Raw genomic sequence first — 26498 nt, forward strand, 5'->3', positions numbered from 1 at the left:
AAAATGCAACGGCTTGGGGACCTGCAGCAGGCGAATTTATCCGCCTCTGCCATTCAGGCGGGCATCTGCCTATTTGTTGATGAACGGATGATGCCTTTGACGGCACTCAGGAGAAGCGCGATATCGCCGGGGCGTGAAAGGCGATGGTCGCCGTCGCGGACGAAGGTCAGCACCACGTCGTCGGCGGGAAGATGTTCGACCAGTTTCATCGCATGCGCATGCGGCACGTCGGCGTCTTTCATGCCCTGGAGAATGTGCACCGGGCAGCCGGTTTCGATGATGCCGTCGAGCACCCGGTTCTTTCGGCCGTCCTCGATCAGCGCCCGCGTATAGATGTTGGGTTCCGGGCTGTATTGAGAACGCTCTTCGAAATAGCCGCGCTCGGCCAGCGATTTGCGCTCTTTCGCCTTGAGGTTCGGCTCGATCAGCTCCGAGGTGAAATCGGGCGCCGGCGCAATCAGCACCATGCCTGCGAGCTTTGGGAGCGTCACGCCGCCCTGCCGCGCAAGCTCCTGCGCCAGCCTGAGCGCGATCCAGCCGCCCATCGACGAGCCGACGAGGATCACCCGATCGGGCGCGACATGACGGATGACGGCAAGCGCCTCCTCCAGCCAGCGCGAGATCGTGCCCTCGCCGAAATTGCCGCCGGAAAGTCCGTGGCCGGAATAGTCGAGGCGGATGCAGGCGAGCCCAAGTTCCGCCGCCAGCCCGTCGAGTTCCACCGCCTTGGTGCCGCTCATGTCGGAGCGGTATCCAGACAGCCAGACGAGCGCCGGCGCGCCATTGCCGGCCTGCGCCGGGCGGACGAGCATGGCGATCTCACGCGCCGCCTCGCCCTCGCCAACCGTCAGGAACTGCGGCGCGGAATCGGGCATCTGATCGGACATCGGCGAACCTCCTGTTGTTTTGGCCTATAAAACAGATTCTTGGCAGGCTGACAGCGGGTGATTTTTCCGCTAAAGGATGATATTGACTCCGTTGCAGCGATGACGCGACACGTTTGTGCCCCTGATCGGGAGCGCGAGGCTGCAACGTTCCGAAAACAACGCGAGGAGAATACGACCATTCGCAGACCTTTTAAAACCGATGCGCCCGTGAAGGACGGACCGCGCTCGAACCGTGAAATCCGCATTCCCAAAGTTCAGCTGATCGGGGCTGATGGACAGAATGTCGGCATCGTGCCCACCGACCAGGCTTTGAAAATGGCGGAAGAAGCCGGCCTCGATCTCGTCGAAATTTCCCCCAATGTCGAACCGCCGGTGTGCAAGATCCTCGATCTGGGCAAGCTGAAATATGCCAACCAGAAGAAGGCTGCCGAGGCGCGCAAGAAGCAGAAGATTGTCGAAGTCAAAGAAATCAAGATGCGCCCGAACATCGACACCCATGATTATGAGGTGAAGATGAAGGCGATGGGTCGCTTCTTCGACGAAGGCGACAAGGTCAAGGTGACGCTGAAGTTCCGCGGCCGCGAAATGGCCCACCAGGAACTCGGCATGAAGCTTCTGCAGCAGGTCAAGGCCGATACGATCGAGTTCGCCAAGGTCGAAGCCGAACCCAAGCTTGAAGGCCGCCAGATGATGATGGTGCTGGCGCCGAAATAAGCGCCAGGCAGTTTTTCGCCCAAGGCCGTCCGCAAGGGCGGCTTTTGTGCTTTCTGCCATTCTGCTTTGGGCCGGTGTATTTTGGGAGGCGCGAAGATTCCTCCGCGGCCCCGTTGCACTTTCATGACGCTGCGGTTATAAGCGCGCGTCCGAACTGACCGGCAGGGCATGCCGTGGCAGTTTCGAATGCTTGCGGAACGGTTCGTCGCCGATGCCGCAGATCAACAACAAACGCTCCCGCACCTTGTTGCGACGGCCGGAGAACCGGACTTCGCGGGAAGGGCTTTTTTGATGAAGCGCGCAGGGAGGACAGAAGGAGTAGCAAAATGCCCAAGATGAAGACGAAGTCCTCTGCCAAGAAGCGGTTCAAGATCACCGCGTCAGGCAAGGTCAAGGCTGCCGCTGCTGGCAAGCGCCATGGCATGATCAAGCGTTCCAACAAGTTCATTCGCGATGCACGTGGCACCATGGTTCTCGCAGAACCGGATGGCCGCAAGGTTATCAAGAATTACCTGCCGAACGGTCTCTGAGACTCGTCCGCGAACGCTAGATTTAAGGAGATCATGATATGGCACGTGTAAAAAGAGGCGTCACCTCTCACGCCAAGCACAAGAAGGTTCTGAAGGCCGCAAAGGGCTTTTACGGCCGCCGCAAGAACACCATCCGTACCGCCAAGGCTGCAGTCGATCGTTCGAAGCAGTACGCCTACCGCGACCGCAAGGTCAACAAGCGCAACTTCCGTGCGCTTTGGATCCAGCGTATCAACGCCGCTGTGCGTGAATTCGGCCTGACCTACGGCCGCTTCATCGACGGCCTGAACAAGGCTGGCATCGAAGTCGACCGCAAGGTTCTCTCCGACATGGCGATCCACGAGCCGGAAGCATTCGGCGCGCTGGTCAGCGCTGCCAAGAAGGCTCTTGAATACCTCAAGGAAGCCGGCACGACGAACGAGTTTGAAGGCGCGGTCAAGTAACCAGCGCTTCCCAAGCTTTTGAATTTATGATTTTGGGAAACCCGCGCTGGTTTGGGCTAGCGCGGGTTTTTCTTTCTTTATATTCCTGGCGCCGGCTGGCGCCGCCTGCCTCCCGATCGCCCGCCTGATACTGGACGGAAAGAAGTGACAATGTCAGATATCGACCAGCTCAACACATCGCTGCTCGCCGAAATCGCTGCCGCCGATGACGAGACGGCGCTCGAAGCCGTGCGCGTTTCCGCCCTCGGCAAGAAGGGCTCCGTCTCCGAATTGTTGAAGACGCTCGGCGCCATGACGCCGGAAGAGCGTCAAAGCAAGGGCGCGGCGATCAACGTTCTGAAGAACGCGGTGACCGAGGCGCTCACCACCCGCAAGACGACGCTGCGGCAAGCGGCGATTGATGCGCGGCTGAAGGCCGAGACGGTCGATGTCAGCCTGCCGGTGCGCTCTTCGCCGGCCGAGCGCGGCCGTATCCATCCGATCAGCCAAATCGTCGACGAAATCACCGCGATCTTCGCCGACATGGGCTTCTCGATCGCCGAAGGTCCCGACATCGAGACTGATTATTACAATTTCACCGCGTTGAATTTCCCCGAAGGCCATCCGGCCCGCGAGATGCACGACACCTTCTTCTTCAACCCGGATGAGAATGGCGAGCGCAAGGTCCTGCGCACCCACACCTCGCCGGTGCAGGTGCGCACCATGGAGGCGCAGACACCGCCGATCCGCATCATCATTCCCGGCAAGACCTACCGCCAGGACTCGGACGCCACCCATTCGCCGATGTTCCATCAGGTCGAAGGCCTGGTCGTCGACAAGAAGGCCAATGTCGCCAACCTCCGCTGGGTGCTGGAAGAATTCTGCAAGACCTTCTTCGAGGTCGACAGCGTGACGATGCGTTTTCGCCCGTCCTTCTTCCCCTTCACCGAGCCCTCTTTCGAGGTCGATATCCAGTGCGACCGCTCTGGCCCGATCGTCAAGTTCGGCGAGGGGACCGACTGGATGGAAATCCTCGGTTGCGGCATGGTCCACCCGAACGTGCTGCGTCACGGCGGGCTCGATCCGGACGAATATCAGGGCTTTGCCTGGGGCATGGGCCTCGATCGCATTGCCATGCTGAAATACGGCATGCCCGACCTGCGCGACTTCTTCAACGCCGACGTCCGTTGGATGACGCATTACGGCTTCCGCCCGCTCGACATGCCGACGCTGTTCGGCGGCCTCAGCGCTTGAACGGAGAATTGGGACGATGAAATTCACGCTCTCCTGGCTGAAAGAGCATCTGGAAACGGATGCCGGCCTCGATGAAATCTGCACGCGCCTCACCGAGATCGGACTGGAGGTCGAGGATGTCGACGACAAGGCGGCCTTCAAGCCCTTCGTCATCGCCAGGGTCGTCTCGGCCGAAAAACATCCGCAGGCCGATCGCCTGAAGGTGCTGATGGTCGATACCGGTTCCGGCGCGCCGGTCCAGGTCGTCTGCGGCGCCCCGAATGCGCGCGCCGGCCTTATCGGCGCCTTCGCAGCGCCCGGAACCTATGTTCCCGGCATCGACGTGACGCTCGCCGTCGGCAATATCCGCGGCGTCGAAAGCCATGGCATGATGTGCTCCGAAAAGGAGCTGCAGATCTCCGACAGTCACGACGGCATTATCGACCTGCCGGACGATGCGCCTGTCGGCCAGAGTTATGCCGCCTATGCTCATCTCGACGATCCCCTCATCGAGATCAATCTGACGCCCAACCGGCCGGACTGCACCTCGATCCACGGCATCGCCCGCGATCTCGCCGCCTCCGGCCTCGGCACGCTGAAGACGCGGCCTGCACCGTCCTTCGCCGTCGAAGGCGAGACGCCGGTGAAGCTGACGCTCGATCTCGACGATCCGAAGCTCTGCCCGGGCTTTGCGCTGCGCCTCGTGCGCGGCGTCAGGAACGGCCCGAGCCCCCGCTGGATGCAGCAGCGGCTGACCGCCATCGGCCTGCGCCCCATCAACGCGCTTGTCGATGTCACCAACTACATGACCTTCGATCAGGGGCGGCCGATCCACGTCTTCGATGCCGCCAAGATCAACGGCAACCTGACCGTCCGCCGTGCCGCCGAAGGCGAGACGGTGCTGGCGCTCGACCAGCGCGAGTACAAGCTGTCGCCGAACAACGTCGTCATCTCCGATGAAAACGGTATCGAATCGATCGGCGGCATCATGGGCTGCGAACATTCCGGCTGCGACGAGAATACCGTCGACGTGCTGATCGAATCCGCCCTGTGGGACCCGATGAACATCGCCAAATCGGGCCGCAGCCTCGGCATCATCACCGATGCACGCTACCGCTTCGAACGCGGCGTTGATCCGGACTATATGGCCCCCGGTCTCGAACGCACGACGGAACTGGTGCTGGAGCTTTGCGGTGGCAAGGCCGCCAGGGCCGAGATCGTCGGCTACCAGGGTTACGAACCGAAGATCGTCGATTTCCCCTATTCGGAGGTCAAGCGCCTGACAGGCCTCGACGTCTCGAATGAGGAAAGCAACACGATTCTGACGCGCCTCGGCTTCACCGTCTCCGGTTCCGGCGAGCGCGTCTCCGTCGCTGTCCCCTCCTGGCGTCCCGATGTCGACGGCAAGGCCGATCTCGTCGAGGAGGTCATGCGCATTCACGGCGTCGACAATATCAAGCCGGCGCCGCTTGAAAGCCATGCGGCCGTCAACGGCAAGATCCTGACGACGCTGCAGATCCGCACCCGCCTCGCCAAGCGGGCGCTCGCCGCGCGCGGCATGCTCGAAGCCGTCACCTGGTCGTTCATTCCTGAAGACCAGGCAAAGCTCTTCGGCGGCGGTTCGCCGACCCTCAAGCTTGCCAATCCGATCGCCGCCGAAATGTCGGATATGCGCCCCTCACTGCTGCCGGGCCTGCTGTCAGCCGCCCAGCGCAATGCCGACAAGGGTTACGGCGACGTCGCCCTCTTCGAGGTCTCCGGCACTTATGAGAACGACAGGCCGGAGGGTCAGCGCCGCGTTGCCGGCGGCATCCGCCGCGGCACAGCCTCACTTGCCGGCGCTGGTCGCGCCTGGTCGAACACCGCCAAGGGCGGCGGCAAGCCGGTCGACGTCTTCGACGCCAAGGCCGACGCGCTCGCCGTCATCGAAGCCTGCGGCCTGCCGATGGGCAATATCCAGATCGAGCAGGGGGGGCCGGCATGGTATCATCCCGGCCGCTCCGGCACGATCAAGATGGGGCCGAAGGTCGTGCTCGGCTATTTCGGCGAATTCCATCCGCTGACACTGGAAGCGCTCGATGTCTCCGGCGCGCTCTGCGGTTTCGAGGTCTATGTCGACGCCATGCCGGAGGCCAAGCGCAAGGCGACGCGCACCAAGTCGGCACTCGAACTGTCGCCGTTCCAGGTGGTGCGGCGCGACTTCGCCTTCGTCGTCGATAAGACGGTCGAAGCCGGCGCCATCGTCAAGGCCGCCACGGGCGCGGACCGCAAGCTGGTGACCGGCGTCAATGTCTTCGACATTTTCGAGGGCGCATCGCTTGGCGACGGCAAAAAGTCGGTGGCGATCGAGGTTCAGATCCAGCCGGTCGAGCGCACGCTGACGGATGAGGATTTCGAAGCGCTGACGCAGAAGATCGTCGCCAGTGTTGCGAAATTCACCGGCGGTGTCCTCAGAAGCTGAGTTTACCCAACGTCGCCAGATAATGGACCGGTCGCGAATAGCGGCCGGTCTTTTCAGCGATGCAGATGGAAGAGTTTGCTGACGATCGTCCAGCGACCGTCGATCTTCAGCAGCGAGAGATAATCGGTAAAGCGCATGCCGGCAAAGTCGTCGGTGACCTTGACGCTCGCCGCATCGCCCTCGACGTCGACGCTCTGGATGTCCATGTAGGGCTGCGTACCGGGCGGCGCCGGCTCCTCTTGCAGGATCGCGGCAATGAATTCGTCCCGCGTCAGCCATTCGACGGCATTTTCGTAATGGCCGATGATCGAGCTTTTCGGATGAAAGGCCTTTTTCAAGGCTGCCTCATTGGCGAAGGCCATGCCTTCGACATAGAGATGAACCGTCTGTTCGACTGCCTGCCTGTCCGACATTTTGTCATCCCGTTCTCAGAGATGGCGTTAGATAGTTTCGCCGGGCCCGAAGGCAAGCCCGGCCAGTTGTGGCCGACCGGGCTTTCGCTCTTTGTTTCGGTAGGGGTTCAGATGTTCGTCATGGCAAGCGAGGCGTCCGAATAGCGCTTGCCGGCCACCTGTCCGGCGGGGATCGCGTTGCTGAGCTGCTCGAGTTCCGCCGGGCTCAGCACGATATCGGCAGCGGCCGCATTCTGTTCGAGGTGGTGAAGCTTGCGGGCGCCGGGGATCGGCACGATGTCGTCGCCCTGGCTCAACACCCAGGCCAGCGCCAGCTGCGCCGCCGTCACGTCCTTCTCGGCGGCAAGCCGCTCGAGAGTCGAGACGAGGGCGGCATTGGCGTCGAAATTTTCCGCCTGGAAACGCGGCACCTGCCGGCGGAAATCGTCCGCGTCGAGATCTTCCACTTTGCGGATCGACCCGGTCAGGAAGCCGCGGCCGAGCGGGCTGTAGGGCACGAAGCCGATGCCGAGTTCGCGGCAGGTGGCAAGCACCTCCTCTTCCGGGTCGCGCGTCCACAGCGAATATTCGCTCTGCAGGGCTGCGATCGGATGGACCGCATGGGCGCGGCGAATGGTGGCGCTGCCGGCTTCCGAAAGCCCGAGCGCCCGGACTTTGCCTTCCTTCACCAGTTCCGCCATGACGCCAACGGTCTCCTCGATCGGCACGTTGGGATCGACCCGATGCTGGTAGAAGAGGTCGATGGTCTCGATGCCGAGGCGTTTCAGCGAAGCCTCGGCGACCGCGCGTACATTCTCGGGGCGGCTGTCGACGCCGGCGATGGCGGCAGTACCCGGCTTGCTGGCATCGATCTTGAAGCCGAATTTGGTGGCGATCACCACGCGGTCGCGGAACGGCTTCAGCGCTTTGCCGAGCAGAACCTCGTTGGTGAAGGGACCATAGACTTCGGCGGTGTCGAAGAAAGTGACGCCGAGATCGATGGCGCGATGCAGTGTCTTGATCGATTCCGCATCGTCGCTGGCGCCATAGGCAAAGCTCATGCCCATGCAGCCAAGGCCGACGGCAGAGACGGTCAGATCGTTTCCGAGTTTCCGGGTTTTCATGATGTGCTCCTCTGAGCTGATTTTGAGCCGCCAGAGCATCATCATGCTCTAACTATTTAATTCAGAACAGGATTCAGATTTTAGGCCGCCCGGCCTGAAATCATCCTGTTCTGGATGGTTGCGGTACCGGCAGACCATATCGCTGCGCTATCAATCAGAAAATACATGCAGTTTCTAACAGGTTGTTCTATTATTTCGATCAATGAACAGAACCCAGCTTTCACAACTCGCCGTTCTCGCCGCCGTCTCGGAGCATCGCAGCTTCCGGGCGGCGGCGAAGGAACTCCTCGTCGCGCCTTCGGCCATCAGCCATGCGATATCGAGCCTCGAGGAAAGTCTGGGGGTGCGGCTCCTGGCGCGGACCACCCGCAGCGTTGCGCCGACGGAAGAGGGCCGCCTGCTGCTTGAAAGACTTCGTCCAGCACTCGAGGAGATCGATATCGCCTTGGAGGCGGTCCGCGATACGCGCGCCAAGCCGGCCGGAAACCTGCGCATCACCGCGCCGCGCTTCGCCTCCGATCTGCTGCTCGCTCCGCGGCTCGGCGACTTTCTCAACCTCTACCCCGATATCACCCTGGAGATCGCCAATGAGGACGGCTTCACCGATATCGTCAAGGAGGGTTTCGATGCCGGTATTCGGCTGGAAGAGAGCCTGGAGGCCGATATGATCGCGGTCAGGATCTCGCCTAATCTGACGACGGTGATCGCCGCTTCGTCCGAATATTTCGAGCATCATCCAAAGCCCGAGCATCCGCGCGATCTCGTCCATCACCGCTGTATCAAGCGGCGGTTTACCAACGGCTCGATCTATCGCTGGGAATTCGAAAAGGACGGGCAGGAACTTGTCGTTTCAGTCGACGGGCCGCTTATCGTCAGCGAGGACCGACTCGCCCTGCTTGCGGCGCTGAACGGCGCCGGCCTTGCCTATCTCTTCGACATGCGGGTCTATGACGAACTGGCGAGCGGCAAACTTGTGCGGGTGCTGGAAGATTGGTGCGCGCCCTATGCCGGGCCATTTCTCTATTACCCCACCCGGCGGCAGATGCGGCCGGCGCTGCGCGCCTTCATCGATTTCTTCAGATACAGTGAACAGGATACGGGCGGCCGGTAAGGAATGGGGACCGGACCGCCCGTTCTCGTCATTCCATCAGGCAGCCTTTGCCTTCTGGTTTGCCGCCGTGGTGGCGAGCTGGGAGAGGGTCTTGTCGGTGGCCGTTTCCTGCTGCAGCGTCTGGTCGAGCAGGCCGACGACTTCCTTGAAGCCGAGCGTTGCGGCCCAGGTCTTCAGCGTGCCGTAACGGGCGATTTCATAATGCTCGACTGCCTGGGCAGCCGAAATCAAGCCGGCATCGAGAGCCGCCGTGCCCTTGAATTCCTCCATGATTTCCTCGCCCTCGGCGATAATGCCCTGGATCGCCTCGCAGGTCTTGCCCTGGGCGCGTTTGCCGATCAGCTCGAAAACCTGCTGCAGGCGCTCGACCTGGCCTTCGGTTTCCTCGCGGTGTTTTTCGAAGCCCTTCTTCAATTCGGGGGATTGGGCGGCGCGCGCCATCTTCGGCAGGGCGCGCAATATCTGCCGTTCGGCGAAGTAGATGTCCTTCAGCGTGTCGTAGAAGAGATCTTCCAACGTCTTTTCCTTGGCCATTTTCTCGATCCTTGTTCTGGGGAAAACCGCGAATGCGGCGACACATTAAGAAGCGAAGATCGCGCTAATTGTTCCCGATCGATTTCGGGTGGACTGGAAATCGGCGCCGGGCGATGATTCCTGCCGTCGATGCGCAGGAGAATGACGTCATGCGAAAGCCGAATTCGATGAAGGGTCTGGAGGATCTCGGCCGTGTGCGGCTGTCGCAAAACTTCTTTCTCCGCGATTTCCTGCATTCCGAAATCGCCGATTTCTACCGCATCCCCAATATCCCCGAGGATCCCGATCTGGCGGTCGAGGCGGGCAGGAGGCTCTGCGAGGAATTGCTGGAGCCGCTAGAGGCAACGTTCGGGCGCCTGCATATCCGTTCCGGCTATCGTTCGCCTGCGGTCAACAGGTTCGGCAACGAGAACAATCTGAACTGTTCGACCAATGCGTCCACCGCGGCGCATCACATCTGGGATATGAGGGATTTTGACGGCTGCATGGGCGCCGCCGTCTGCATTGCCGTGCCATGGATGATCGACCATTACCGCGACGAAAGCGACTGGCAGCGGCTCGCCTGGTGGATTCACGACCACCTGCCTTATGCCTCGCTCTGCTTCTTCCCGAAGCTCGGGGCCTTCAATATCCAGTGGCACGAACGGCCGAAACGGGTGATCCAGAGTTATATCAGCCCGCGCGGCATCCTCACCAAACCGGGCATGGCCAATTGGGAAGGCGATCATTCCGAATGGTATGCGGGTTTTCCATCTCTTACAGCGCCGCGCGTCTTTTCAGACGAGCAAAGGACGCTGTAACACTTTGAATTGCTGCATAATTCCTTAAATCGGTTCCGATTTGGGGAATTATGCAGTGAAGCTGATGCGATAGCGGATATGGCCATCGCTCTCGACATAGCTGTCATAGAGCGCTCGCGCGGTTCTGTTCTGCTCGCTCGTATGCCAGTAAAGCCGCGACCAGCCCTTGGCTCTGCAGATCGAAACGAGATCGTCCATCAGTGCCCGCCCGACGCCTTTGCCGCGCGCATCGGCATCGACGAACAGGTCTTCGAGATAGCAATCCCTGCCGCGGATCCACGTGCCCTCATGGGTGAGATAGAGCGCAAAGCCCATCACCCTGCCGTCGATTTCGGCGACACGTATCGCGATTGCCGACGCCGGATCGAAGACCCGGCGCCATGTGGATTCGGTGATATCGGCATCGACCGTGACGTCGTAAAAGGCGAGATAGGCCGCCCAGAGCTCGCGCCAGCGGGCTTCGTCCTCGGGGCGGGCATCACGTATCGTAACGGTCATGGCGTCACTTTCTTTCAGGCACCGGCTTCGTCGAGCAGCGCCATCGCGTCATCGGAAAGCGCAAGTGTCGCCGATTTCGCCAGGCTTTCAAGCTGCGAAAGGCTGGTCGCGCTGGCGATCGGCGCCGTCACGCCCTTCTTGCGCAGCAGCCAGGCGAGCGAAATTTCCGCCGGCTTGGCACCGGTCTCGGCAGAAACACTGTCGAGCGCGGCCAGGATGCGCAGGCCTTTGTCGTCGAGATATTTCGAAACCCGGCCCTCGCGTGCGCGGCCTTGCATATCGGATTTGCTGCGGTATTTGCCGGTGAGGAAGCCGGCGGCGAGACTGAAATAGGTGATGACGCCGATGTCCTCTTTGACGCAGAGATCGGCAAGCGGCCCCTCGAAGCTCGAACGCTCATAGAGATTATATTCCGGCTGCAACACATCGTACCGCGGCAATCCGGCCTTTTCAGCAGCGTCGAAGGAAGCCTGGAGGAGTTTCGCATCATAGTTCGAGCAGCCGATGGCGCGGATCTTGCCCTGCTGCTTCAGCTTGGCAAAGGCGCCGAGCGTTTCCTCGTGTGGCGTATCTTCATCCGGCCAGTGCGAGAGATAGACGTCGATATAGTCGGTCTGCAGCCGGCGCAGCGAATCCTCGACCGCCTTCAGGATATAGGTCTCCTTCAGCGTCTTTCCCTGTCCCATGTCGGAGCCGACCTTGGTGACGATGACGGCCTTGTCGCGAGAAACCTTGGCTTGGCTTAGCCAGCGCCCGATGATCTCCTCGGAATCGCCGCCCTTGTTGCCGGGAACCCATGAGGAATAGACATCGGCCGTATCGATCGTGTTCAGGCCCGCGTCGAAGAAGGCATCGAGAATGGCGAAGGATGTTTTTTCGTCGGCCGTCCAGCCGAAGACATTGCCGCCGATGACGATCGGCGCGACCGATAGACCTGTTTTTCCAAGCCGGCGCATTTCCATGACGCTCTCCAGAAGTGTGAAGCAATTGAAATCGCGGATACGGCAGAACGCCGCCCTGACCAACTTAGTGCGATCCGCGCATCCGGGAAGGCAAACTTCCGTGATTTCAGATTGCGCCATTGCGCCGCAGCTGGGGCCTGAATATGGTTCGCGGAAATCAGTTCGGGAGACTTGGATCATGCTGCGTTTCGGTATCATTTCAACGGCGAAGATCGGCCGCGACAATGTCGTTCCGGCGATCCAGGATGCGGAGAATTGTGTCGTCACGGCGATTGCCAGCCGTGATCTCAAGCGCGCAAGGGAGATGGCTGACCGCTTCTCCGTGCCGCATGCCTTCGGCTCCTACGAGGAAATGCTGGCCTCCGACCTCATCGACGCCGTCTACATCCCGCTGCCGACCTCGCAGCATATCGAATGGTCGATCAAGGCGGCGGATGCCGGCAAGCACGTGCTCTGCGAAAAGCCGTTGGCGCTGAAGGCAGACGATATCGACGACGTGATCGCCGCCCGCGACCGCAACCGGGTGGTGGTCAGCGAAGCCTATATGATCACCTATTCGCCGGTCTGGCAGAAGGTGCGCTCGTTGATCGACGAGGGCGCCATCGGTTCGCTCCGGCATGTGCAGGGCGCCTTCACCTATTTCAACCGCGACCCCGCCAACATGCGCAACGTTCCCGAGCTCGGCGGCGGCGGCCTTCCCGATATCGGCGTCTATCCCGTCATGGGCACGCGTTTTTCCACGGGCAAGGAGCCGCTCTGGATCCAGGCGATCACCGAGCGCGATGCGGATTTCGGCACGGATATCTATTCGAGCGTCAAGGCCGATTTCGGCGATTTCGAGTTGAGCTTCTATATCTCGACGCAGATGGCCAACCGCCAGGTCATGGTCTTCCACGGCACCGAAGGCTACATCGAAGTCAAGTCGCCGTTCAACGCCAATCGCTGGGGGCCGGAAGAGATCGAGCTTGCCGACCGCAGCCACAGTGAATCGCGCATCTTCCGCTTTCAGGACAGCCGCCAGTACAAGCGGCAGGTCGAGGCCTTCGCCCGGGCGGTGACGAACGGCAAGGAAGAGATCGTCACGCTCGAAAATTCGAAGCTGAACCAGAAGGTGATCGACGCGATCTACCGGGCCAGCGAGAAGGACGGCTGGGAGGCAGTCTAGCGCACAGCCCCGAAAATCGGAATCGATTTTCGGAAAGGATTATGCGCCCCTTCAGAGGGTTAGAGCGTCCTTGGCGCGTCCTATTGGACGCGCGGCGCTCTAGTCACTCGGCGCGGAAGACGAAGCGCGAATAGCCGAAGAAGCTGAAGATCATCGAGGCGATGCTGGCGATCACCATGGCCGCCAGCGGCTGAAGCGCCGGCAGCGACAGCAGAAGCGCGGAATAGAGCCCGTAATTGACGAGCGCTGCCGTCACCCCGACGGAGCCGTAGCGGAAGCCTTCGGCGGCAAGCGAACGGCCGGAACGATCGAAGGTGAAGCTCCGATTGAAAGCCCAGGTCGCGGCCATCGCGAAGGCGATCGCCACGAGCCGCGCCAGAAACGGCCCGAGCGGCGTCAGATGAAGCAGCGCCGACAGGATGCCGGCATCGACGAGGAAGCCGATGCCGCCGGCGATGATGAAGCGGATGAGCTTTCTCATGCGGCATCCGCCTTGCCGGGACGCGCACGCGATACCGGCCCTGCGTCGCTGAGCGGTGCCTTCAACGCGCTCGGCCTTTCGAGGCCCATATAATGGATACGAAGCTGTTCGGCGCGGGCACGCGCAACGGAATCCAGAATGACGCCGGCGGTGAATAGCATGAAGGAGATCATCAGCAGCGCCGTCGACAGCACCCAGGTCGGCATGCGGCTGACGAGACCCGTTTCGAAATATTCCGCCAGCACCGGCGCCATGAAGCCGAGGCTCGCCAGCATGAAGGTGGCGCTGATCGCGCTGAAAAAGGCGAAGGGCCGGGTTTCCTTCATCAGCATCGCGAACATCCAGAGGATCTTGGCGCCGTCGCGGAATGTCGAAAGCTTGGAATGCGAGCCTTCCGGCCGGCGGCCATAGTCGAGCTCCAGCTCGCTGACCGGCAGCTTCAGCCGGGAGGCATGCACCGACATCTCGGTTTCGATCTCGAAGCCGCCGGATACCGCCGGGAAACTCTTGACGAAGCGGCGCGAAAACGCGCGGTAGCCGGAAAAGATATCGGTGAAGTCGGGGCCGAAGATCATCCGGTAGAGCAGGTTGAAAAGCCGGTTGCCGAGCGCATGGCCCTGACGGCCGGCATCGGCGTGCACGCCGCGCCTGGTGCCGACCACCATGTCGGCGCGCTCGGTGAGCAGCGTGCGCACCAGTTCTTCGGCATCCTCAGGCGCATAGGTGCCGTCGCCGTCGGCGATGATGTAGATGTCGGCGTCGATATCGGCGAACATCCGGCGCACGACATGGCCCTTGCCCTGACGCCGCTCGCGCACGACATGCGCGCCGGCAAGCATTGCCTGCAGCGCGGTGCCGTCGGTGGAATTGTTGTCGTAGACGTGGATCGCAGCATCGGGCAGCGTCGCCCGGAAGCCCTGCACGACAGCGCTGATCGTCGCCGCTTCATTATAGCAGGGAAGCAGAACGGCAATATTCAGATTATCGGTGCGCGATCGGGCCATGACTCTACTCGTTACACTTAAAGCCGCGCTCAGCCTAAATCACGCGCCGTTAATAAGACCCTATGACGCAGGCAAAAATAGCAGCTGCCACAAACGGCTTTACACTTTCTTGATCGGCGGCGGCTAAAGTTCGGGTATCGAAACGAAGCGCTAACCACAATGAACGCTGTGCAGCCGATCCCCCACGCATCCTCCGCGATCGACGCTCCCAGGGGCGGGGTGCCCGCTCCCAGGGGCGGGCTGCGCGACCTGCTGACGCGTCTCTGGCCAACCGTCATCGCCTATAGCGTCATCCTTGCTGCGGCCATCCTCATCACCAAGCTTTCCGGCGCCACCGATTACGTCGGCCCCGACAATGATGACGGAATGCGTCTCGTCGAAGCTCGCGATTTTCTGGCCGGGCAGGGTTGGTTCGATCTGATGCAATACCGTCTCGGCCTCGATGGCGGTACGCTGATGCATTGGTCGCGGCTGATCGATCTGCCGATCGCCTCGCTGATCTGGTTCTTCGGCCTGTTTGCGCCCCGCGAGACGGCCGAAGCGCTGGCGCTCGCTGTCTGGCCGGTATCGCTCATCCTGCCCGCCATGCTCGCCATGGCGGTTGCCGGCCGGCGCATCGGCGGGGTTGCCGCCATGCATATCAGTCTCGGCTTGACCGGTCTTGCAATCTACACCGGAAACCGTTTCGCGCCTGGCGCCATCGATCACCACAATGCGCAGCTGGGGCTGGTCGCGACGATGATCGCGATGCTTCTGGATCCAGAGCGTCGAGCCTGGAGCTATGCGGTTGCCGGCGTCGCGGCAGCCGTTGCCATCGCCATCGGCGCCGAGACGACCCCCTTCGTCGCCGCCGTCTGCCTGACCATTGCCCTGCTCTGGGCATGGGAAGGCGAAGATTTCGCCGCCGCCGCCAAGGCCTTCGGGCTGGCGCTGGCGATTGCGATCAGCATCCTCTTCTTTGCAACGGTGCCGCCCCGGCTTTATTCGACGGTCACCTGCGACAATCTCTCGCTCGGCTATTACAGCCTGGCGGCGATCGGCGGCGGGTTGCTTTTGTTCTCGGCGGTTTTTGCCAGCCACCTGCGCCGGCCCTTGCGCTTTGCCGCACTCGCCGTCGTCGGCGCCGGCGTTCTCGGTTCGGCGATCGTGATCGCACCGCAATGCCTGAGCGATCCGCTGGCCGGTCTCGACCCGATGCTGGTCGAACTCTGGCTGAGAAATGTTTCGGAAGCGCAGTCGATTTTCGCTCTCGGACGCACCGATCCCTTCTCGATCGGTGGCTTCTATGCGGCCGGCCTGTTCGGCATCGCCGTCTGCATCTTCCGTGTCTTTCAGCGTGACCGCATGCAAATCCACCTGGTCTTGCTCTTCCTGCTGATGACGAGCTGGGCAATCGCGCTGGTCCAGGTGCGCGGTTCGACGTTCTCGAACCTGATCTCCATCCTGCCGCTTGCCCTGTTGATTATCGATGTCCGCCGCATCTCCAACGGCGACGGCGAAAATGTCGCCGCCGCCTTCGTCTACATCGTCACCGTGCTCGCCAGTGCTCCGGCCGCCTGGGCGGTCGGCGGCGGGTTTATCTCGCTGCAGATGGAGAATGCTGCGCAGAAGAAGGCGGCAGAGCCGGCAAAGAAGATTTCCTGCGCATCGCAAGCGGCGCTGGCGCCGCTCGCCGGGCTACCGGCCGGACTGGTCTCCGCGCCGTCGGAAATGGGCGTGCCGATCCTCCGCTTCACCGCGAACCGGGTTCTCTCCGCGCCCTATCATCGCAATCAGGGCGGCATGCTGACGGAACTGCATATCGGTATGGCGGAGCCGCAGGAGGCGGAGGCCTTTTTGAAAGGGACCGGCGTAACGGTGCTTGCCTTCTGCCCCGGCGACCTACAGACCCGCGAGATCGCCAAACTGAAGCCGGATGGGCTCTATGCTGAGCTCGGCAAGGGCAATATCCCGCCCTATCTGGAACCGCTTCCGAAGGCAGCGGACGTGGGCGTTCAGTTCTTTCGCTATCGGCCGGCGATGAACTGACGCCGGCAATCTTCAGGACGGGATAAGCATGTCGCGATAACGACATGCGTAAAAACAGCGTAAGCGCGGGAAGCCAATCTGAAAGATCGCGATGCGCTTATCAGTGTGAAAAACGCGCTGTCAGTGCGAAACGCGCATGGCGCGGCGAAGACGCTGACTGGCATAAAGCCCGAGTACGAAGAGCATGAGGCCGCCATTATAGCCGAGCACGGCATAGACGAATGCCAGAATCGACACCGGCCCCGGCGAGGTTATCGCCGCCAGCGCGAATGTGATTCCGATCAGCGCGGCGACCAGCGCGATCACGCCAGCCGAACGAGTCTGCCCGGCGCTGACGCCCAATGCTGCTGCTGTGAGAATAATCATTTCAGCACCTTCCCAGAGAGAACGAGGGGAAGCATAGGAAGCGCCAACTAACAAAGATTTACCGGCGATCTTCGCCGAAAAGCCTTTGTATTACGGTGGTTAGCAATCCCTTTCGGCTAAAACGCATATTCTAACTATCCGTTCCGCAACAAAACAGATTTACACGATTTTGTTGTTTGTCCACCTGGCTGCAACGAGTGCATGTGCAGGATGCGTTGAGACGAGCGCGCTTGATGCAATGGCGACGAACCCTCCCCACAACGATTTCAACGGCCGGGAAAACAGGTTCCTGCGCCAAGGCCGAGCTTCCCGTTTATCGCTGATCGACATACAAAGAGGGATGAGCAACGTCTTCGACGGCGATTCGCCGACCAACCTTGCCGAATATTCGGTTTCGGAACTTTCCGGCTCGATCAAGCGCACCGTCGAAACCGCCTTCGACCAGGTTCGCGTGCGCGGCGAAATATCAGGCTATCGTGGGCCGCACTCCTCGGGCCATGCCTATTTCGCGCTGAAGGACGATCGCGCCCGCATCGACGCTGTCATCTGGAAGGGCACCTTCTCACGACTGAAGTTCCGTCCGGAAGAGGGCATGGAAGTCATCGCCACCGGCAAGGTCACCACCTTTCCGGGTTCCTCGAAATATCAGATCGTCATCGAGACGCTGGAGCCGGCCGGCGCCGGCGCGCTGATGGCGCTGATCGAGGAGCGCAAGCGCAAGCTCGGCGCCGAGGGCCTGTTCGATGCCGCCCGCAAAAAGCGGCTGCCCTTCATGCCCGGCGTAATCGGCGTCGTCACCTCGCCGACCGGCGCCGTCATCCGCGATATCCTTCACCGCATCTCCGATCGTTTTCCTGTGCATGTCCTCGTCTGGCCGGTGAAGGTCCAGGGCGAGGGCTCCGGCGAGGAGGTGGCGAACGCCATCCGCGGCTTCAACGCGCTGGAACCTTCAGGCGCCATCCCGCGCCCGGATGTGTTGATCGTCGCACGCGGCGGCGGCAGCCTGGAAGATCTCTGGAGCTTCAACGACGAAATCGTCGTGCGTGCTGCGGCCGAAAGCCGGATACCGCTGATCTCGGCCGTCGGCCATGAGACCGACTGGACGCTGATCGACTACGCCGCCGATGTCCGTGCGCCCACGCCGACGGGGGCAGCGGAAATGGCAGTGCCGGTCAAGGCGGAGCTCGAGGCGCAGGCCGCCGCTCTTGCCGCGCGCCTGCAGGGCTGCATGAACCGGCAGATGGATCAGCGCCGCCAGTCGGTGCGTGCTCTGATGCGGGCATTGCCGTCGCTCGATCAGCTTCTCGCCTTGCCGCGCCGCCGTTTCGACGAGGCGGCAACCGGTCTCGGCCGCGGGCTGGAGCTCAACACTATCAACAAGCGCCGCGGCTTCGAGCGTGTCGCCGCGCATCTGCGCCCCGATCTGCTCGCCGGCCGCATCGCCGAGCGCCGCCAGACGCTGAACGAGCGCATGGCCCGGGCCGAGCGCATGGTTGAGCGGCTGATCGACCGTTCGAAATCGCGCGTCGACCGCGCCGAAGCCATCCTCGCCTCACTGCCGGCCCGGCTGAAGACCCAGACCGACCGCGGTCGCGAACGCCTCGGCAATCTTTCGCGCCATGCCGATACGGCGGTCCGCCACCAGCTGACCCGCGCGCGCGCCGAACTTTCTTCGCAGGACCGCGTGCTGCAATCGCTCTCCTACAAGAATGTGCTGAAGCGCGGCTATGCCGTCATTCGCGATGAGGATAACAGGCCGGTCTCGCAGGCTGCTCAGCTCTCCGCCGGCATGGGCATCGCCATCGAATTCGCCGACGGCCGTGTCGGCGCCATGACCACGGAAGGCGGCGCACCGCCGGCCGGGGCCAAGAAGCGCAGCGCAAGACCCGCAGACCCACCGAAGCAGGGAAGCCTGTTCTGACGATGCGGATCCTGCTGGTGCTTGCCCATCCGCTGGAGGATAGTTTCGCCGCTGCCGTGGCGAGGACCGCGCGCGAAGCACTGGAAGCCTCCGGCCATGTTGTCGATCTGCTCGATCTCTATGCTGAGAATTTCGATCCGCGTCTTTCGAAGGCTGAGCGCGGCGGCTATTTCGACCAGCCCTACGACACCTCAGCCGTAGCCGACATCGTTGCCCGCCTGAATGCTGCCGATGGCCTCATTCTCGTCTTTCCGCAATGGTGGTTCAATTTCCCCGCCATCCTCAAGGGCTTCTTCGACCGTGTCTTCGCCCCCGGCGTTGCCTTCAGCCATGATGCTGCCGGCGGCCGTATCGTGCCGCAGCTGACCAATATCAGGCTGCTCTATGCGCTGACGACGACAGGCTCGCCCTGGTGGCTGGTGCGTGTCTATATGGGCGATCCGGTGCGCCGGCTCCTGAAGCGCGGCATCGCCGCCTTCTGCTCGAAGGGATTGAATTTCAAGATGCTCAGCCTGCACGACATGGACCGCGCCACCGATGCGAAGCGCAGGGCGCATCTCTATCGCGTGCGCAAGCTGCTATCGGCAATTCGCTAAAGCAAAAGCGTGCAGCGGGTTTGCGTTCGAAAATTGCGTGAAAAAACAGATAGGATGAGAGCTGCTCGCGATGCCGTGGAACCGGCACGGCCCTCCCTCCAGCCTCATCCTGAGGTGCCCCGCAGGGGCCTCGAAGGACGGGGCTGGCCACGGGCAGCTCGCCCGGCTTTAACCGGCCCGCGCTTCGACAAATCAGGCAGGGCCTCGTAATCCATTGCCATCAACGCTTCCTTCTTTCGGCGCGACCAGCCCTTGATCTGGCGCTCGCGGGCGATGGCGTCGATGATGCGGTCATAGGTTTCGCTGAAGACGAGTTCGACCGGGCGGCGCTTGGCGGTATAGCCGTCATAGGTCCCGGCATTATGCTCCCAGACACGCGCCTCAATCTCCTGCTTGGTGAGGCCGGTATAATATGAGCCGTCGCTACAGCGGAGAATATAGACGGTGACTTCCATGGCGGAAGGCTAGCATGGGGTGAAGGCGGCAACAATGAGGCGTTGTGGCGGACGGCCACCCGCCCCCGTCCTTCGAGGCTCCGGCCTGCGGCCTGCGCACCTCAGGATGAGGTCTGATCGTGGTGCCGTGAGGCTGGTGGACTGATCAAAGCTCCGGGCATCCCAGGCCGATCAGCCTTTCGCTGTCCTTCTGGCGGCCCTCTCTCCAGCCTCATCCTGAGGTGCCCCGCAGGGTCCTCGAAGGACGAGGCTGGCCGCCGGCGTATCATCCAACAATGCAGGCGTTGCGGTGAGCGCGGGGCCACCCGCCCCCGTCCTTCGAGGCTTCGGCCTTTGGCCTCCGCACCTCAGGATGAGGGCTGATCGTGGTGCCGTGTGATTGGTGACCTGATCAAGGCTCCAGGCATCCCAGGCTGATGAGCCTGCCGCTATCCTTCTGGCACGCCCTCTCCAGCCTCATCCTGAGGTGCCCCGCAGGGGCCTCGAAGGACGGGGCTGGCCGCACCAGCGCGCTTTATCCAGTCAGCGCACGATGATGCCGCTCAGGCCCATTCGCCCTGCCGCATCACCGGAACCCGTGAACCATCCGGCTTGATGCCGTCGATATCGACTTTGTCCGAGCCGATCATCCAGTCGATATGGATCAGGCTGGAATTGCCGCCCTGCGCCTTGATCTGCTCCTGGCTCAGTGTCGCGCCATCGAGGAAGCACTTGGAATAGCACTGGCCGAGTGCGATGTGGCACGAGGCGTTTTCGTCGAACAGCGTGTTGTAGAACAGGATGCCGCTGGCCGAGATCGGTGAGGAATGCGGCACCAGCGCCACTTCGCCGAGCCGGCGCGCGCCCTCGTCGGTATCGAGCACCTTGTTCAAGACCTCTTCGCCGCGCGAGGCCTTGGCCTCGACGATGCGCCCACCCTCGAAACGTACCTGGATATTGTCGATCAACGTGCCCTGGTGCGAGAGCGGCTTGGTGCTCGACACATGGCCTTCGACGCGCAGCGCATGCGGCGTGGTGAAGACTTCCTCGGTCGGGATGTTCGGATTGCAGGTAATGCCGTTCTTGGCGGTGGAAGCGCCGCCATGCCATTCATGCCCGTCGGCAAGGCCGATCGTCAGGTCGGTACCCGGTCCCTGGAAATGCAGCGAGGCGAAACGCTCGCCGTTCAGCCAGGCGGATCGCTTGCCAAGATTGGCATTGTGCTCGGCCCAGGCGGCGACGGGATCGCTGACATCGACGCGCGAGGCGGCAAAGATCGCCTTGGCGAGCTTGGCAATCGCAATCGGTTCCGGATCGTCGGGGAAGACCACCTTGGCCCAGGATGGGTTCGGGTAGGAGACGATGTTCCAGTTGATGTCGAAATTCGAGATCTTCTCCAGCGCCGGCTTGTAGGCCGTTGAGTTGGCGCGATTGGCGCGGCCGACCTTGCCGGCATCCTGCTCGGACAGCAGCATCGGATTGTCGCCGGCGACCGCAAGACGGGCCGCCCCGTTGGCATAGGCCTTGGCCATGCCCTCGTAGAGCCAGCCGGAGGCGCGGTCGAAGCTCTCGTCGCTGCCATATTGATAGCGCGCCAGCGTCGTTTCCTCGTCGGAATAGAAGGCGGAGACCAGTCCGGCGCCGGCCAGATAGGCATGCTTGGTGATCAGGCGAACCAGCGGCAGCGCCACGACAGGCGCGGTGATCACCAGATCCTGACCTTTTTGCAGCTGCAGCCCGACCTTGACGGCGACTTCCGCAAGTTTTTCCAGCTTGACGGGATCAATTGTGTTCTGGCTCTGGGGCATGAAAGTCATGGTTCAACCTGCCTTCTGTCATCGACGGTGCGAGGCTGGAAGATTTAGACCCGTTTGCGGCGAAAATGAAGCGTATCGCCGCCGAATTGAAGCGGCCGGATATATGTCCGCCCGCCGGCCGTGCTTCAGGCGGCGGCAGGTTGCCTGAGCAGGATCGAGTTATGCTTGTCGAGGAATTCCATCAGCCGCTGCGGGTAGTCTTCGCCAACGGCGGCCTTGACGCTTGCCCGCTCGGAGAGAGCCTTGCGCCAGCGCTTCACCCGCTCAAGCCCTTCGAAGATGCCGCTGTCGCCGAGCGTCTCGAAGAGATCGAAATACCGAAAGACCGGCGCGAAGACGGCGTCGACGAGGCTGAAGTCGTTGCCGGCGAAATACGGCCCGTCCGTCAACATCTTCTCGACAGTTGCGAATTTGGCGATGAGCGCCTTGCGCTTGGCCTCCAACTGCGCGGCATCCTCGGCGGTCTCGTAACCCCAGAGATCGGAAAGCACGGAGGAACCGAATTCCATCCAGCCGCGATGGCGGGCACGCGTCAGCGCGTCGTTGGGATGCAGCGCGACACCCGGCTGCGTTTCCTCCAGATATTCGCAGATGACGCTGCTTTCGAACAGCACCGCCTCGCTGCCGTCCTCCTCCTCGATCCGCAGCAGTGGCACTTTGCCCAGCGGCGAGATCTGCAGGAACCAGTCGGGCTTGTCGGCAAGATCGATGTTGATGCGCTCGAAGGGCACGCCCTTTTCGAGCAGAGCGATCGCGGCGCGCTGCACATAGGGGCAGAGATGATGGCTGACGAGGGTAAGCTTGCTCATGGGGGCCTCCTTGGCAATGATAGATGTAAATGCATCTAATAACGCTTGCGGCGGAATTCAAGATAGATGTAACTGCATTTATGTCTGAAAAGCCGTCGAATCCAAGCGAAGCGGTTACCTCTGCCTGGACGAGCATCATGCGCGCCCGCGAGCGGTTGCTTGGCGCCATCGAAGCCGACCTGAAAACGGCCGGCATGCCGCCGCTTGCCTGGTATGACGTGCTGTGGGAATTAGCGCGCTCGCAAGACGGCAAACTGCGCCCCTACGAGATCGAAGAGCGGACATTGCTGGCCCAGTATAATCTCTCTCGCCTGCTCGACCGGCTGGAAAGAGAGGGCTTGGTCCGGCGCGAGGTCTTCGCCGAGGATGGACGCGGCCGCTGGGTGGTGATGTCAGATGCCGGCCGAAAGCTTCGCGAGCGCATGTGGATCGTCTATGCCAAATCGATCGAGACCCATATCGGCTGCAAGCTTGCCGAAAACGAGGCGAAGGCGATCGCCGGCCTGCTCGACCGCTTCCTCTAGATTCAATAGTGAGAGCATGATGTCGTCCGAAACCCGCTCACACTTTTCGGCATCATGCTCCGATCAGGCAATCAGCGGCGCGGCGACAGCCTTCAGTGCCTTCAACGCATGCTTCGGATCGAGCCGCACCTGCAGCCCGCGCTGCCCGCCATTGATATAGACCAGCGGTTCGCCAAGTGCGGCTTCCTCGATCGCCGTCGGCACGGTCTTTTTCTGGCCGAACGGGCTGATGCCGCCGACATGATAACCCGTCAGCCGCTCGGCATCGGCAGGCCTCATCATATTGGCCGATTTGCCGTGAAAGGCGCTGGCAAGCTTCTTCATGCTGACCTCGCGGTCCGACGGCACGACGACGCAGACCGGATTGCCGTCCACCTCCGCCATCAGCGTCTTCAGCACCCGATGCGGCGCCTCGCCGAGCGCTTCGGCCGCCTGCAGCCCGACGCGCTCGGCATTGGGGTCGTAGTCATAGGCATGAACGGTGAAGGCGACGCCTGCCTGCGAAAGAAGCTGTGTCGCGCGCGTAGTCTTGGACATCTCTTTCCCTCGTGAGTTCAGCGGGCCGCCTGTCAGCCTCCGAACGTACCGGCGTAAATCTCCGGCTTGAAGCCGACCAGCAGCTTGCCCTTCACTTCCAGCACCGGCCGCTTGATCATCGACGGCTGGTCGAGCATCAGGGCGATTGCCTTCTCCCGGGTGAGGTTCTCGCGCTCGGCGTCGGGCAATTTGCGGAAGGTAGTGCCGGCGCGGTTGAGCACAGTATCGAGGCCGGCCTGGTCGATCCAGGCTTCGAGATGGGCGCGGTCGATACCGAGCGCCTTGTAATCGTGAAACTCATAGGCGACGCTATGTTCTTCCAGCCAGCTGCGCGCCTTTTTCATCGTGTCGCAATTCTTGATGCCATAGATGGTGACGGCCATGCCCGATCGATCTCCCTGTGATAGCAGCGAGATAACATGCACGAAGGCCGGCGCAAACGCCGTGCGACGTTTTATCCCCGAGCGCGTCGACAATCGCAGCCGGACAAAACCGGCCCCGTTCAATTCTCCAGCGTGCCGGCCTTGCGGGAAGCCTTGCTGGGTTCGTCACAGGCGATCTTCATCAGGTCGCCGCGCCGCCGCACCAGCCTGTCGGAGGTTCGGGTCAGGATCAGCCCGTCCTGCGGCGCGGTGAGCTCGATGCTGCCGCCCGGCTGCCCCGGCCTAGTGACGATCGTCACTAGGCGGTCGCCTTCGGCAACCCTCTCGCCGATGTCGCGATGGAAGAGCACGGCTCCGCCTTCTGGCGTGCGGATGATCTCGACATTGTCGAGCGGCACGGCCGGACCGGAAAATGGCATTGCCGCGGGCTTTTCGTCGCCAACGGTCCCCCGTGCCGCGAGGAAGTGCCAGAGCCCATCCGCATCCTTTTTCGCCAGCACCGGATCGACGTCGCGTTTGCCGCGCAGCTCGACGGTGACGGAGAGTTTGCCGGGCAGACGGGGCCGGCGTTCGCCGGGAACCTCATATTTCCATGCAAAGCCGACGGCCTCCTCGAAGGCCGAGCTTTCGCCATCCGAAAGCAGCACGGCCTCCATGCCGAGTGAAGCGGCAAGATCGGCGGCCTCCGGCCAGAAGGCCTCGTCGATATAGGCATATTGCAGGGATTCGTCGTCGCAATGCAGGTCGAGCACGAGATCGGCGCCAAGCGCCATATGCAGCAGCTGCCTCTTCAATCTGTCGGTAGCCGGGTAATCATCGAGATCTTCGGTCAGCGTGGTGCGATCGACAATCGAGATCAGCGGAAAATCCCGGTTGAAATTGGTGCGTGAGCCCAGGTCGAAACGGCCCTGCAGCTCGCCGAAATGCGATTGCGCCGCACCGATCGGATTGGCCTGCGGCACGATGGTGATGTCGCCGGCGATCCCACCTTGGCTTTCCGCCTGCCGCAGCCTTTCGCAGAGGAAATGCAGCAGCACCGTTCCCGGCAGCTCGCCGGCATGCAGTGCCGCCTGGATATAGGCCTTCGGCGCCTTCGGATCGTGGCCTTTAAAGCGCAGCACCGGCAACCGCCACTCCGTTCCCGGCGTATCTCCAGGGATGATGATCTCTGAAACGTCCATGCTGTCTTCGTTCCCGTTTACAACCAGCGCCCGGTTAGGCATTCCGAGCTATATGAGCGGAAATGGGGCAAGCGCAAGCGTGGTCCGAAGACATCATTGCCTCAGCCGAGCAGCGGCCAGCGATCGATGATCCGATGTTCGGTTTTTCCGAGAACACTGTGGATGAGCAGGAATTCGGACGCGGTCCATGAAACGGGTGTGTCGAGGGTCGTCGGCGGCACGGCTTTGCGGTCATAGAGAAGTGTCATGTGCGGCTTGTAGTCGCGGCCGACATTGTGCCGCAAGCCGGCATTGTACATGCCGACGCCCAGTTGGACGTGCAGCCGTGTCAGTGGTTTCCGTCCGCCTTCGCCGCAAAGCACAAGCGAACGCGCCTGCGGGAATCGCATGATCCGGTCGAAGCTTATTGCGATCGGGGCACTCTCGACTGTGGCGCCGGCCTGTCGTGCCGCGAAGACCACATCCTCCGGCAGCCTCGGATAGTCGCCGACCCAGATGATCGACACATGCAATGTCGTCAGGCGCGGCATCCCGGAAAGGGAGAAGGCTCGACGATAGTCATCGGCGATTGCGGCCGCCTGCTGCTCGACGGCATCAGGAGGGCAGAGCGCAAAGAAAAGTCGGTGTCCGCTGACGTAGCTTTCGTTCCGCCGTCCGCGACCATTTTTGTCGTCTCCGAAGTCGAAGGGCATCTGGTTCATGGAGTTTCAGGTCGTCATGACCCGCCTCGTCGTTTTCAAAACGCGACGAAGATACTCTGCAAGGAAACAACATCAAGAACAAAAAGAGAACATAATTTCCCGACATGCTCGGGGCCACACTTATCCGAAACGTCGCTCAGGACCGGGTGAAGTGGCTAGTCGGTCGACAATGCAGGGGCGCATCGCAATATTTCCTGGAAGCCTGGCGCGCGCAAGAAACGGGTTGAAACAGCGGCCGTCCCATACGATTTTGAAGGTCATCGAAAACGCGGAGGCTGTGTCATGGCTGAGACAACGCACCACTATCTCATCTTCGAAACCGCGGGCGGTTTCTGCGGTATTGCCTGGAGCGACGCCGGCATCATCCGTTTCCAACTGCCGACCAAGTCAGCGGAAGCGACGGAACGGTTGCTGTTGCGCCGCCTGCCGGATGCCGAAGCCGGCGCGCCGACGCCTGGCGTGCTCGAGACGGTCGCCGCCGTGAAACGCTACTTCCAGGGCGAGGAGACGGATTTTTCCGGCGTCGAACTCGATCTTGCCGGCCAGGATGCCTTCTTCCGGGATATTTATGCGGCGGCAAGGCGTGTCGGCTGGGGCCGCACCACCACTTACGGCGCGCTGGCCAAGGAGCTCGGCGTCGGGCCGGAAGCCGCCCGCGACGTCGGCCAGGCGATGGCGAAGAACCCTGTCGCCCTGATCATCCCCTGCCACCGGGTGCTTGCGGCCGGCGGCAAGATCGGGGGCTTCTCCGCGCCCGGCGGTTCGTCATCGAAGGCCCGCATGCTGGAGCTCGAAGGCGTCAACCTTGCACCGCCGCCGCCCGCCCAGCAGTCGCTGGGTTTTTAGGCGGCGGAGGCTCTTTCGTTTTCCGCAATTCCCGGCA

At 61.8% G+C, this 26498-nt stretch carries 29 protein-coding genes; 13 read left to right on the forward strand and 16 right to left on the reverse strand.

Features of this window, described 5'->3' with window-relative positions; translation table 11 throughout:
- Nucleotides 1–53: 53 nt before the first annotated feature.
- Entirely contained in the window at nt 54–887 is an 834-nt protein-coding gene (locus tag AC25BC_RS22970) for an alpha/beta hydrolase (protein WP_012759780.1), read from the reverse strand.
- Nucleotides 888–1064: 177 nt separating this feature from the next.
- Between AC25BC_RS22970 and infC the strand changes: the two genes are divergently transcribed.
- The 5 genes from infC to pheT all read left to right on the forward strand — a co-directional run bounded on the left by infC (nt 1065) and on the right by pheT (nt 6247).
- Nucleotides 1065–1601: a translation initiation factor IF-3 gene (infC, locus tag AC25BC_RS22975; protein ID WP_072640862.1), complete on the forward strand. Its 537-nt coding sequence runs from the start codon at nt 1065–1067 to the stop codon at nt 1599–1601.
- 326 nt (nt 1602–1927) lie between these two features.
- On the forward strand, nt 1928–2131 hold the full coding sequence (rpmI, locus tag AC25BC_RS22980) for a 50S ribosomal protein L35 (protein ID WP_012759782.1): 204 nt from the start codon (nt 1928–1930) through the stop codon (nt 2129–2131).
- Between the two features lie 38 nt (nt 2132–2169).
- Nucleotides 2170–2574, forward strand: a complete 405-nt coding sequence (rplT, locus tag AC25BC_RS22985; RefSeq protein ID WP_012759783.1) for a 50S ribosomal protein L20 — start codon at nt 2170–2172, stop codon at nt 2572–2574.
- A gap of 150 nt (nt 2575–2724) precedes the next feature.
- Complete coding sequence (gene pheS / locus AC25BC_RS22990; protein ID WP_012759784.1) at nt 2725–3807, forward strand: phenylalanine--tRNA ligase subunit alpha; 1083 nt, start codon at nt 2725–2727, stop codon at nt 3805–3807.
- Between the two features lie 16 nt (nt 3808–3823).
- A complete protein-coding gene (gene pheT / locus AC25BC_RS22995; protein WP_128438471.1) occupies nt 3824–6247 on the forward strand; it encodes a phenylalanine--tRNA ligase subunit beta in 2424 nt (807 codons plus the stop codon).
- Nucleotides 6248–6300: 53 nt separating this feature from the next.
- On the opposite strand, the gene AC25BC_RS23000 is transcribed toward pheT, so the two are convergent.
- On the reverse strand, nt 6301–6660 hold the full coding sequence (locus AC25BC_RS23000) for a nuclear transport factor 2 family protein (protein WP_003544625.1): 360 nt from the start codon (nt 6658–6660) through the stop codon (nt 6301–6303).
- 107 nt (nt 6661–6767) lie between these two features.
- A complete protein-coding gene (locus AC25BC_RS23005) occupies nt 6768–7763 on the reverse strand; it encodes an aldo/keto reductase (protein WP_012759786.1) in 996 nt (331 codons plus the stop codon).
- Nucleotides 7764–7965: 202 nt separating this feature from the next.
- On the opposite strand from AC25BC_RS23005, the gene AC25BC_RS23010 reads away from it, so the two are divergent.
- Nucleotides 7966–8874 (forward strand): LysR family transcriptional regulator, encoded by a 909-nt coding sequence (locus AC25BC_RS23010; protein ID WP_012759787.1) that lies wholly within the window; start codon nt 7966–7968, stop codon nt 8872–8874.
- Between the two features lie 36 nt (nt 8875–8910).
- Here AC25BC_RS23010 and AC25BC_RS23015 read toward each other — a convergent pair whose 3' ends face one another.
- Nucleotides 8911–9408 carry a YciE/YciF ferroxidase family protein gene (locus tag AC25BC_RS23015; RefSeq protein WP_012759788.1) on the reverse strand — a complete coding sequence of 166 codons (498 nt, stop codon included), beginning with the start codon at nt 9406–9408 and terminating at the stop codon, nt 8911–8913.
- 113 nt (nt 9409–9521) lie between these two features.
- On the opposite strand from AC25BC_RS23015, the gene AC25BC_RS23020 reads away from it, so the two are divergent.
- A complete protein-coding gene (locus AC25BC_RS23020) occupies nt 9522–10208 on the forward strand; it encodes a hypothetical protein (RefSeq protein WP_041935615.1) in 687 nt (228 codons plus the stop codon).
- A gap of 48 nt (nt 10209–10256) precedes the next feature.
- Here the strand turns inward: AC25BC_RS23020 and AC25BC_RS23025 are convergent, their stop codons facing one another.
- Entirely contained in the window at nt 10257–10706 is a 450-nt protein-coding gene (locus AC25BC_RS23025) for a GNAT family N-acetyltransferase (RefSeq protein ID WP_012759790.1), read from the reverse strand.
- Between the two features lie 14 nt (nt 10707–10720).
- On the reverse strand, nt 10721–11668 hold the full coding sequence (locus AC25BC_RS23030; protein ID WP_012759791.1) for an aldo/keto reductase: 948 nt from the start codon (nt 11666–11668) through the stop codon (nt 10721–10723).
- Nucleotides 11669–11846: 178 nt separating this feature from the next.
- On the opposite strand from AC25BC_RS23030, the gene AC25BC_RS23035 reads away from it, so the two are divergent.
- Nucleotides 11847–12833: a Gfo/Idh/MocA family protein gene (locus tag AC25BC_RS23035; RefSeq protein ID WP_012759792.1), complete on the forward strand. Its 987-nt coding sequence runs from the start codon at nt 11847–11849 to the stop codon at nt 12831–12833.
- A gap of 103 nt (nt 12834–12936) precedes the next feature.
- Here AC25BC_RS23035 and AC25BC_RS23040 read toward each other — a convergent pair whose 3' ends face one another.
- Nucleotides 12937–13314: a GtrA family protein gene (locus tag AC25BC_RS23040; protein WP_012759793.1), complete on the reverse strand. Its 378-nt coding sequence runs from the start codon at nt 13312–13314 to the stop codon at nt 12937–12939.
- Complete coding sequence (locus tag AC25BC_RS23045; protein WP_012759794.1) at nt 13311–14318, reverse strand: glycosyltransferase; 1008 nt, start codon at nt 14316–14318, stop codon at nt 13311–13313. Before AC25BC_RS23045 ends, AC25BC_RS23040 begins: the two co-directional genes overlap by 4 nt.
- Before the next feature lie 159 nt (nt 14319–14477).
- On the opposite strand from AC25BC_RS23045, the gene AC25BC_RS23050 reads away from it, so the two are divergent.
- Nucleotides 14478–16346, forward strand: coding sequence for a hypothetical protein (locus tag AC25BC_RS23050; RefSeq protein WP_128438472.1), 1869 nt, complete (start codon nt 14478–14480; stop codon nt 16344–16346).
- Between the two features lie 120 nt (nt 16347–16466).
- On the opposite strand, the gene AC25BC_RS23055 is transcribed toward AC25BC_RS23050, so the two are convergent.
- Nucleotides 16467–16712: a hypothetical protein gene (locus tag AC25BC_RS23055; protein ID WP_012759796.1), complete on the reverse strand. Its 246-nt coding sequence runs from the start codon at nt 16710–16712 to the stop codon at nt 16467–16469.
- Nucleotides 16713–17052: 340 nt separating this feature from the next.
- Between AC25BC_RS23055 and xseA the strand changes: the two genes are divergently transcribed.
- Both xseA and AC25BC_RS23065 read left to right on the forward strand, forming a co-directional pair.
- Entirely contained in the window at nt 17053–18633 is a 1581-nt protein-coding gene (gene xseA, locus AC25BC_RS23060; protein ID WP_012759797.1) for an exodeoxyribonuclease VII large subunit, read from the forward strand.
- Between the two features lie 2 nt (nt 18634–18635).
- A complete protein-coding gene (locus AC25BC_RS23065; RefSeq protein ID WP_012759798.1) occupies nt 18636–19229 on the forward strand; it encodes an NAD(P)H-dependent oxidoreductase in 594 nt (197 codons plus the stop codon).
- A gap of 104 nt (nt 19230–19333) precedes the next feature.
- Here AC25BC_RS23065 and AC25BC_RS23070 read toward each other — a convergent pair whose 3' ends face one another.
- The 3 genes from AC25BC_RS23070 to AC25BC_RS23080 all read right to left on the reverse strand — a co-directional run bounded on the left by AC25BC_RS23070 (nt 19334) and on the right by AC25BC_RS23080 (nt 22289).
- On the reverse strand, nt 19334–19684 hold the full coding sequence (locus tag AC25BC_RS23070; protein WP_128438473.1) for a GIY-YIG nuclease family protein: 351 nt from the start codon (nt 19682–19684) through the stop codon (nt 19334–19336).
- Nucleotides 19685–20226: 542 nt separating this feature from the next.
- The gene (locus AC25BC_RS23075; RefSeq protein WP_012759799.1) at nt 20227–21480 is read right to left on the reverse strand and encodes an aminopeptidase; all 1254 of its coding nucleotides are present in this window, start codon (nt 21478–21480) and stop codon (nt 20227–20229) included.
- A 125-nt stretch (nt 21481–21605) separates the two neighbouring features.
- Nucleotides 21606–22289, reverse strand: coding sequence for a glutathione S-transferase family protein (locus AC25BC_RS23080; RefSeq protein WP_128438474.1), 684 nt, complete (start codon nt 22287–22289; stop codon nt 21606–21608).
- Nucleotides 22290–22369: 80 nt separating this feature from the next.
- Here AC25BC_RS23080 and AC25BC_RS23085 point away from each other — a divergent pair, with 80 nt between their 5' ends.
- Nucleotides 22370–22813, forward strand: coding sequence for a MarR family winged helix-turn-helix transcriptional regulator (locus AC25BC_RS23085; RefSeq protein WP_012759801.1), 444 nt, complete (start codon nt 22370–22372; stop codon nt 22811–22813).
- A 63-nt stretch (nt 22814–22876) separates the two neighbouring features.
- Here AC25BC_RS23085 and ybaK read toward each other — a convergent pair whose 3' ends face one another.
- The 4 genes from ybaK to AC25BC_RS23105 all read right to left on the reverse strand — a co-directional run bounded on the left by ybaK (nt 22877) and on the right by AC25BC_RS23105 (nt 25615).
- The gene (ybaK, locus tag AC25BC_RS23090) at nt 22877–23350 is read right to left on the reverse strand and encodes a Cys-tRNA(Pro) deacylase (RefSeq protein ID WP_012759802.1); all 474 of its coding nucleotides are present in this window, start codon (nt 23348–23350) and stop codon (nt 22877–22879) included.
- A 32-nt stretch (nt 23351–23382) separates the two neighbouring features.
- The gene (locus AC25BC_RS23095) at nt 23383–23733 is read right to left on the reverse strand and encodes an ArsC family reductase (RefSeq protein ID WP_012759803.1); all 351 of its coding nucleotides are present in this window, start codon (nt 23731–23733) and stop codon (nt 23383–23385) included.
- 119 nt (nt 23734–23852) lie between these two features.
- Nucleotides 23853–24914: a succinylglutamate desuccinylase/aspartoacylase family protein gene (locus AC25BC_RS23100; RefSeq protein WP_012759804.1), complete on the reverse strand. Its 1062-nt coding sequence runs from the start codon at nt 24912–24914 to the stop codon at nt 23853–23855.
- Between the two features lie 101 nt (nt 24915–25015).
- Nucleotides 25016–25615, reverse strand: coding sequence for a 2'-5' RNA ligase family protein (locus AC25BC_RS23105; protein ID WP_017995766.1), 600 nt, complete (start codon nt 25613–25615; stop codon nt 25016–25018).
- Between the two features lie 282 nt (nt 25616–25897).
- Here AC25BC_RS23105 and AC25BC_RS23110 point away from each other — a divergent pair, with 282 nt between their 5' ends.
- The gene (locus AC25BC_RS23110; protein WP_012759806.1) at nt 25898–26461 is read left to right on the forward strand and encodes a methylated-DNA--[protein]-cysteine S-methyltransferase; all 564 of its coding nucleotides are present in this window, start codon (nt 25898–25900) and stop codon (nt 26459–26461) included.
- The last annotated feature ends 37 nt before the right edge of the window (nt 26462–26498 follow it).

The organism is Rhizobium sp. WSM409, assembly GCF_057653825.1.

Bases quoted from the DNA above. Each gene is read 5' to 3' on its own strand.
- AC25BC_RS22970 (WP_012759780.1), bottom strand. From the start codon at position 887: ATGTCCGATCAGATGCCCGATTCCGCGCCGCAGTTCCTGACGGTTGGC.
- rpmI (WP_012759782.1), top strand. From the start codon at position 1,928: ATGCCCAAGATGAAGACGAAGTCCTCTGCCAAGAAGCGGTTCAAGATC.
- rplT (WP_012759783.1), top strand. From the start codon at position 2,170: ATGGCACGTGTAAAAAGAGGCGTCACCTCTCACGCCAAGCACAAGAAG.
- pheS (WP_012759784.1), top strand. From the start codon at position 2,725: ATGTCAGATATCGACCAGCTCAACACATCGCTGCTCGCCGAAATCGCT.
- pheT (WP_128438471.1), top strand. From the start codon at position 3,824: ATGAAATTCACGCTCTCCTGGCTGAAAGAGCATCTGGAAACGGATGCC.
- AC25BC_RS23000 (WP_003544625.1), bottom strand. From the start codon at position 6,660: ATGTCGGACAGGCAGGCAGTCGAACAGACGGTTCATCTCTATGTCGAA.
- AC25BC_RS23005 (WP_012759786.1), bottom strand. From the start codon at position 7,763: ATGAAAACCCGGAAACTCGGAAACGATCTGACCGTCTCTGCCGTCGGC.
- AC25BC_RS23010 (WP_012759787.1), top strand. From the start codon at position 7,966: ATGAACAGAACCCAGCTTTCACAACTCGCCGTTCTCGCCGCCGTCTCG.
- AC25BC_RS23015 (WP_012759788.1), bottom strand. From the start codon at position 9,408: ATGGCCAAGGAAAAGACGTTGGAAGATCTCTTCTACGACACGCTGAAG.
- AC25BC_RS23020 (WP_041935615.1), top strand. From the start codon at position 9,522: ATGATTCCTGCCGTCGATGCGCAGGAGAATGACGTCATGCGAAAGCCG.
- AC25BC_RS23025 (WP_012759790.1), bottom strand. From the start codon at position 10,706: ATGACCGTTACGATACGTGATGCCCGCCCCGAGGACGAAGCCCGCTGG.
- AC25BC_RS23030 (WP_012759791.1), bottom strand. From the start codon at position 11,668: ATGGAAATGCGCCGGCTTGGAAAAACAGGTCTATCGGTCGCGCCGATC.
- AC25BC_RS23035 (WP_012759792.1), top strand. From the start codon at position 11,847: ATGCTGCGTTTCGGTATCATTTCAACGGCGAAGATCGGCCGCGACAAT.
- AC25BC_RS23040 (WP_012759793.1), bottom strand. From the start codon at position 13,314: ATGAGAAAGCTCATCCGCTTCATCATCGCCGGCGGCATCGGCTTCCTC.
- AC25BC_RS23045 (WP_012759794.1), bottom strand. From the start codon at position 14,318: ATGGCCCGATCGCGCACCGATAATCTGAATATTGCCGTTCTGCTTCCC.
- AC25BC_RS23050 (WP_128438472.1), top strand. From the start codon at position 14,478: ATGAACGCTGTGCAGCCGATCCCCCACGCATCCTCCGCGATCGACGCT.
- AC25BC_RS23055 (WP_012759796.1), bottom strand. From the start codon at position 16,712: ATGATTATTCTCACAGCAGCAGCATTGGGCGTCAGCGCCGGGCAGACT.
- xseA (WP_012759797.1), top strand. From the start codon at position 17,053: ATGAGCAACGTCTTCGACGGCGATTCGCCGACCAACCTTGCCGAATAT.
- AC25BC_RS23065 (WP_012759798.1), top strand. From the start codon at position 18,636: ATGCGGATCCTGCTGGTGCTTGCCCATCCGCTGGAGGATAGTTTCGCC.
- AC25BC_RS23070 (WP_128438473.1), bottom strand. From the start codon at position 19,684: ATGGAAGTCACCGTCTATATTCTCCGCTGTAGCGACGGCTCATATTAT.
- AC25BC_RS23075 (WP_012759799.1), bottom strand. From the start codon at position 21,480: ATGACTTTCATGCCCCAGAGCCAGAACACAATTGATCCCGTCAAGCTG.
- AC25BC_RS23080 (WP_128438474.1), bottom strand. From the start codon at position 22,289: ATGAGCAAGCTTACCCTCGTCAGCCATCATCTCTGCCCCTATGTGCAG.
- AC25BC_RS23085 (WP_012759801.1), top strand. From the start codon at position 22,370: ATGTCTGAAAAGCCGTCGAATCCAAGCGAAGCGGTTACCTCTGCCTGG.
- ybaK (WP_012759802.1), bottom strand. From the start codon at position 23,350: ATGTCCAAGACTACGCGCGCGACACAGCTTCTTTCGCAGGCAGGCGTC.
- AC25BC_RS23095 (WP_012759803.1), bottom strand. From the start codon at position 23,733: ATGGCCGTCACCATCTATGGCATCAAGAATTGCGACACGATGAAAAAG.
- AC25BC_RS23100 (WP_012759804.1), bottom strand. From the start codon at position 24,914: ATGGACGTTTCAGAGATCATCATCCCTGGAGATACGCCGGGAACGGAG.
- AC25BC_RS23105 (WP_017995766.1), bottom strand. From the start codon at position 25,615: ATGAACCAGATGCCCTTCGACTTCGGAGACGACAAAAATGGTCGCGGA.
- AC25BC_RS23110 (WP_012759806.1), top strand. From the start codon at position 25,898: ATGGCTGAGACAACGCACCACTATCTCATCTTCGAAACCGCGGGCGGT.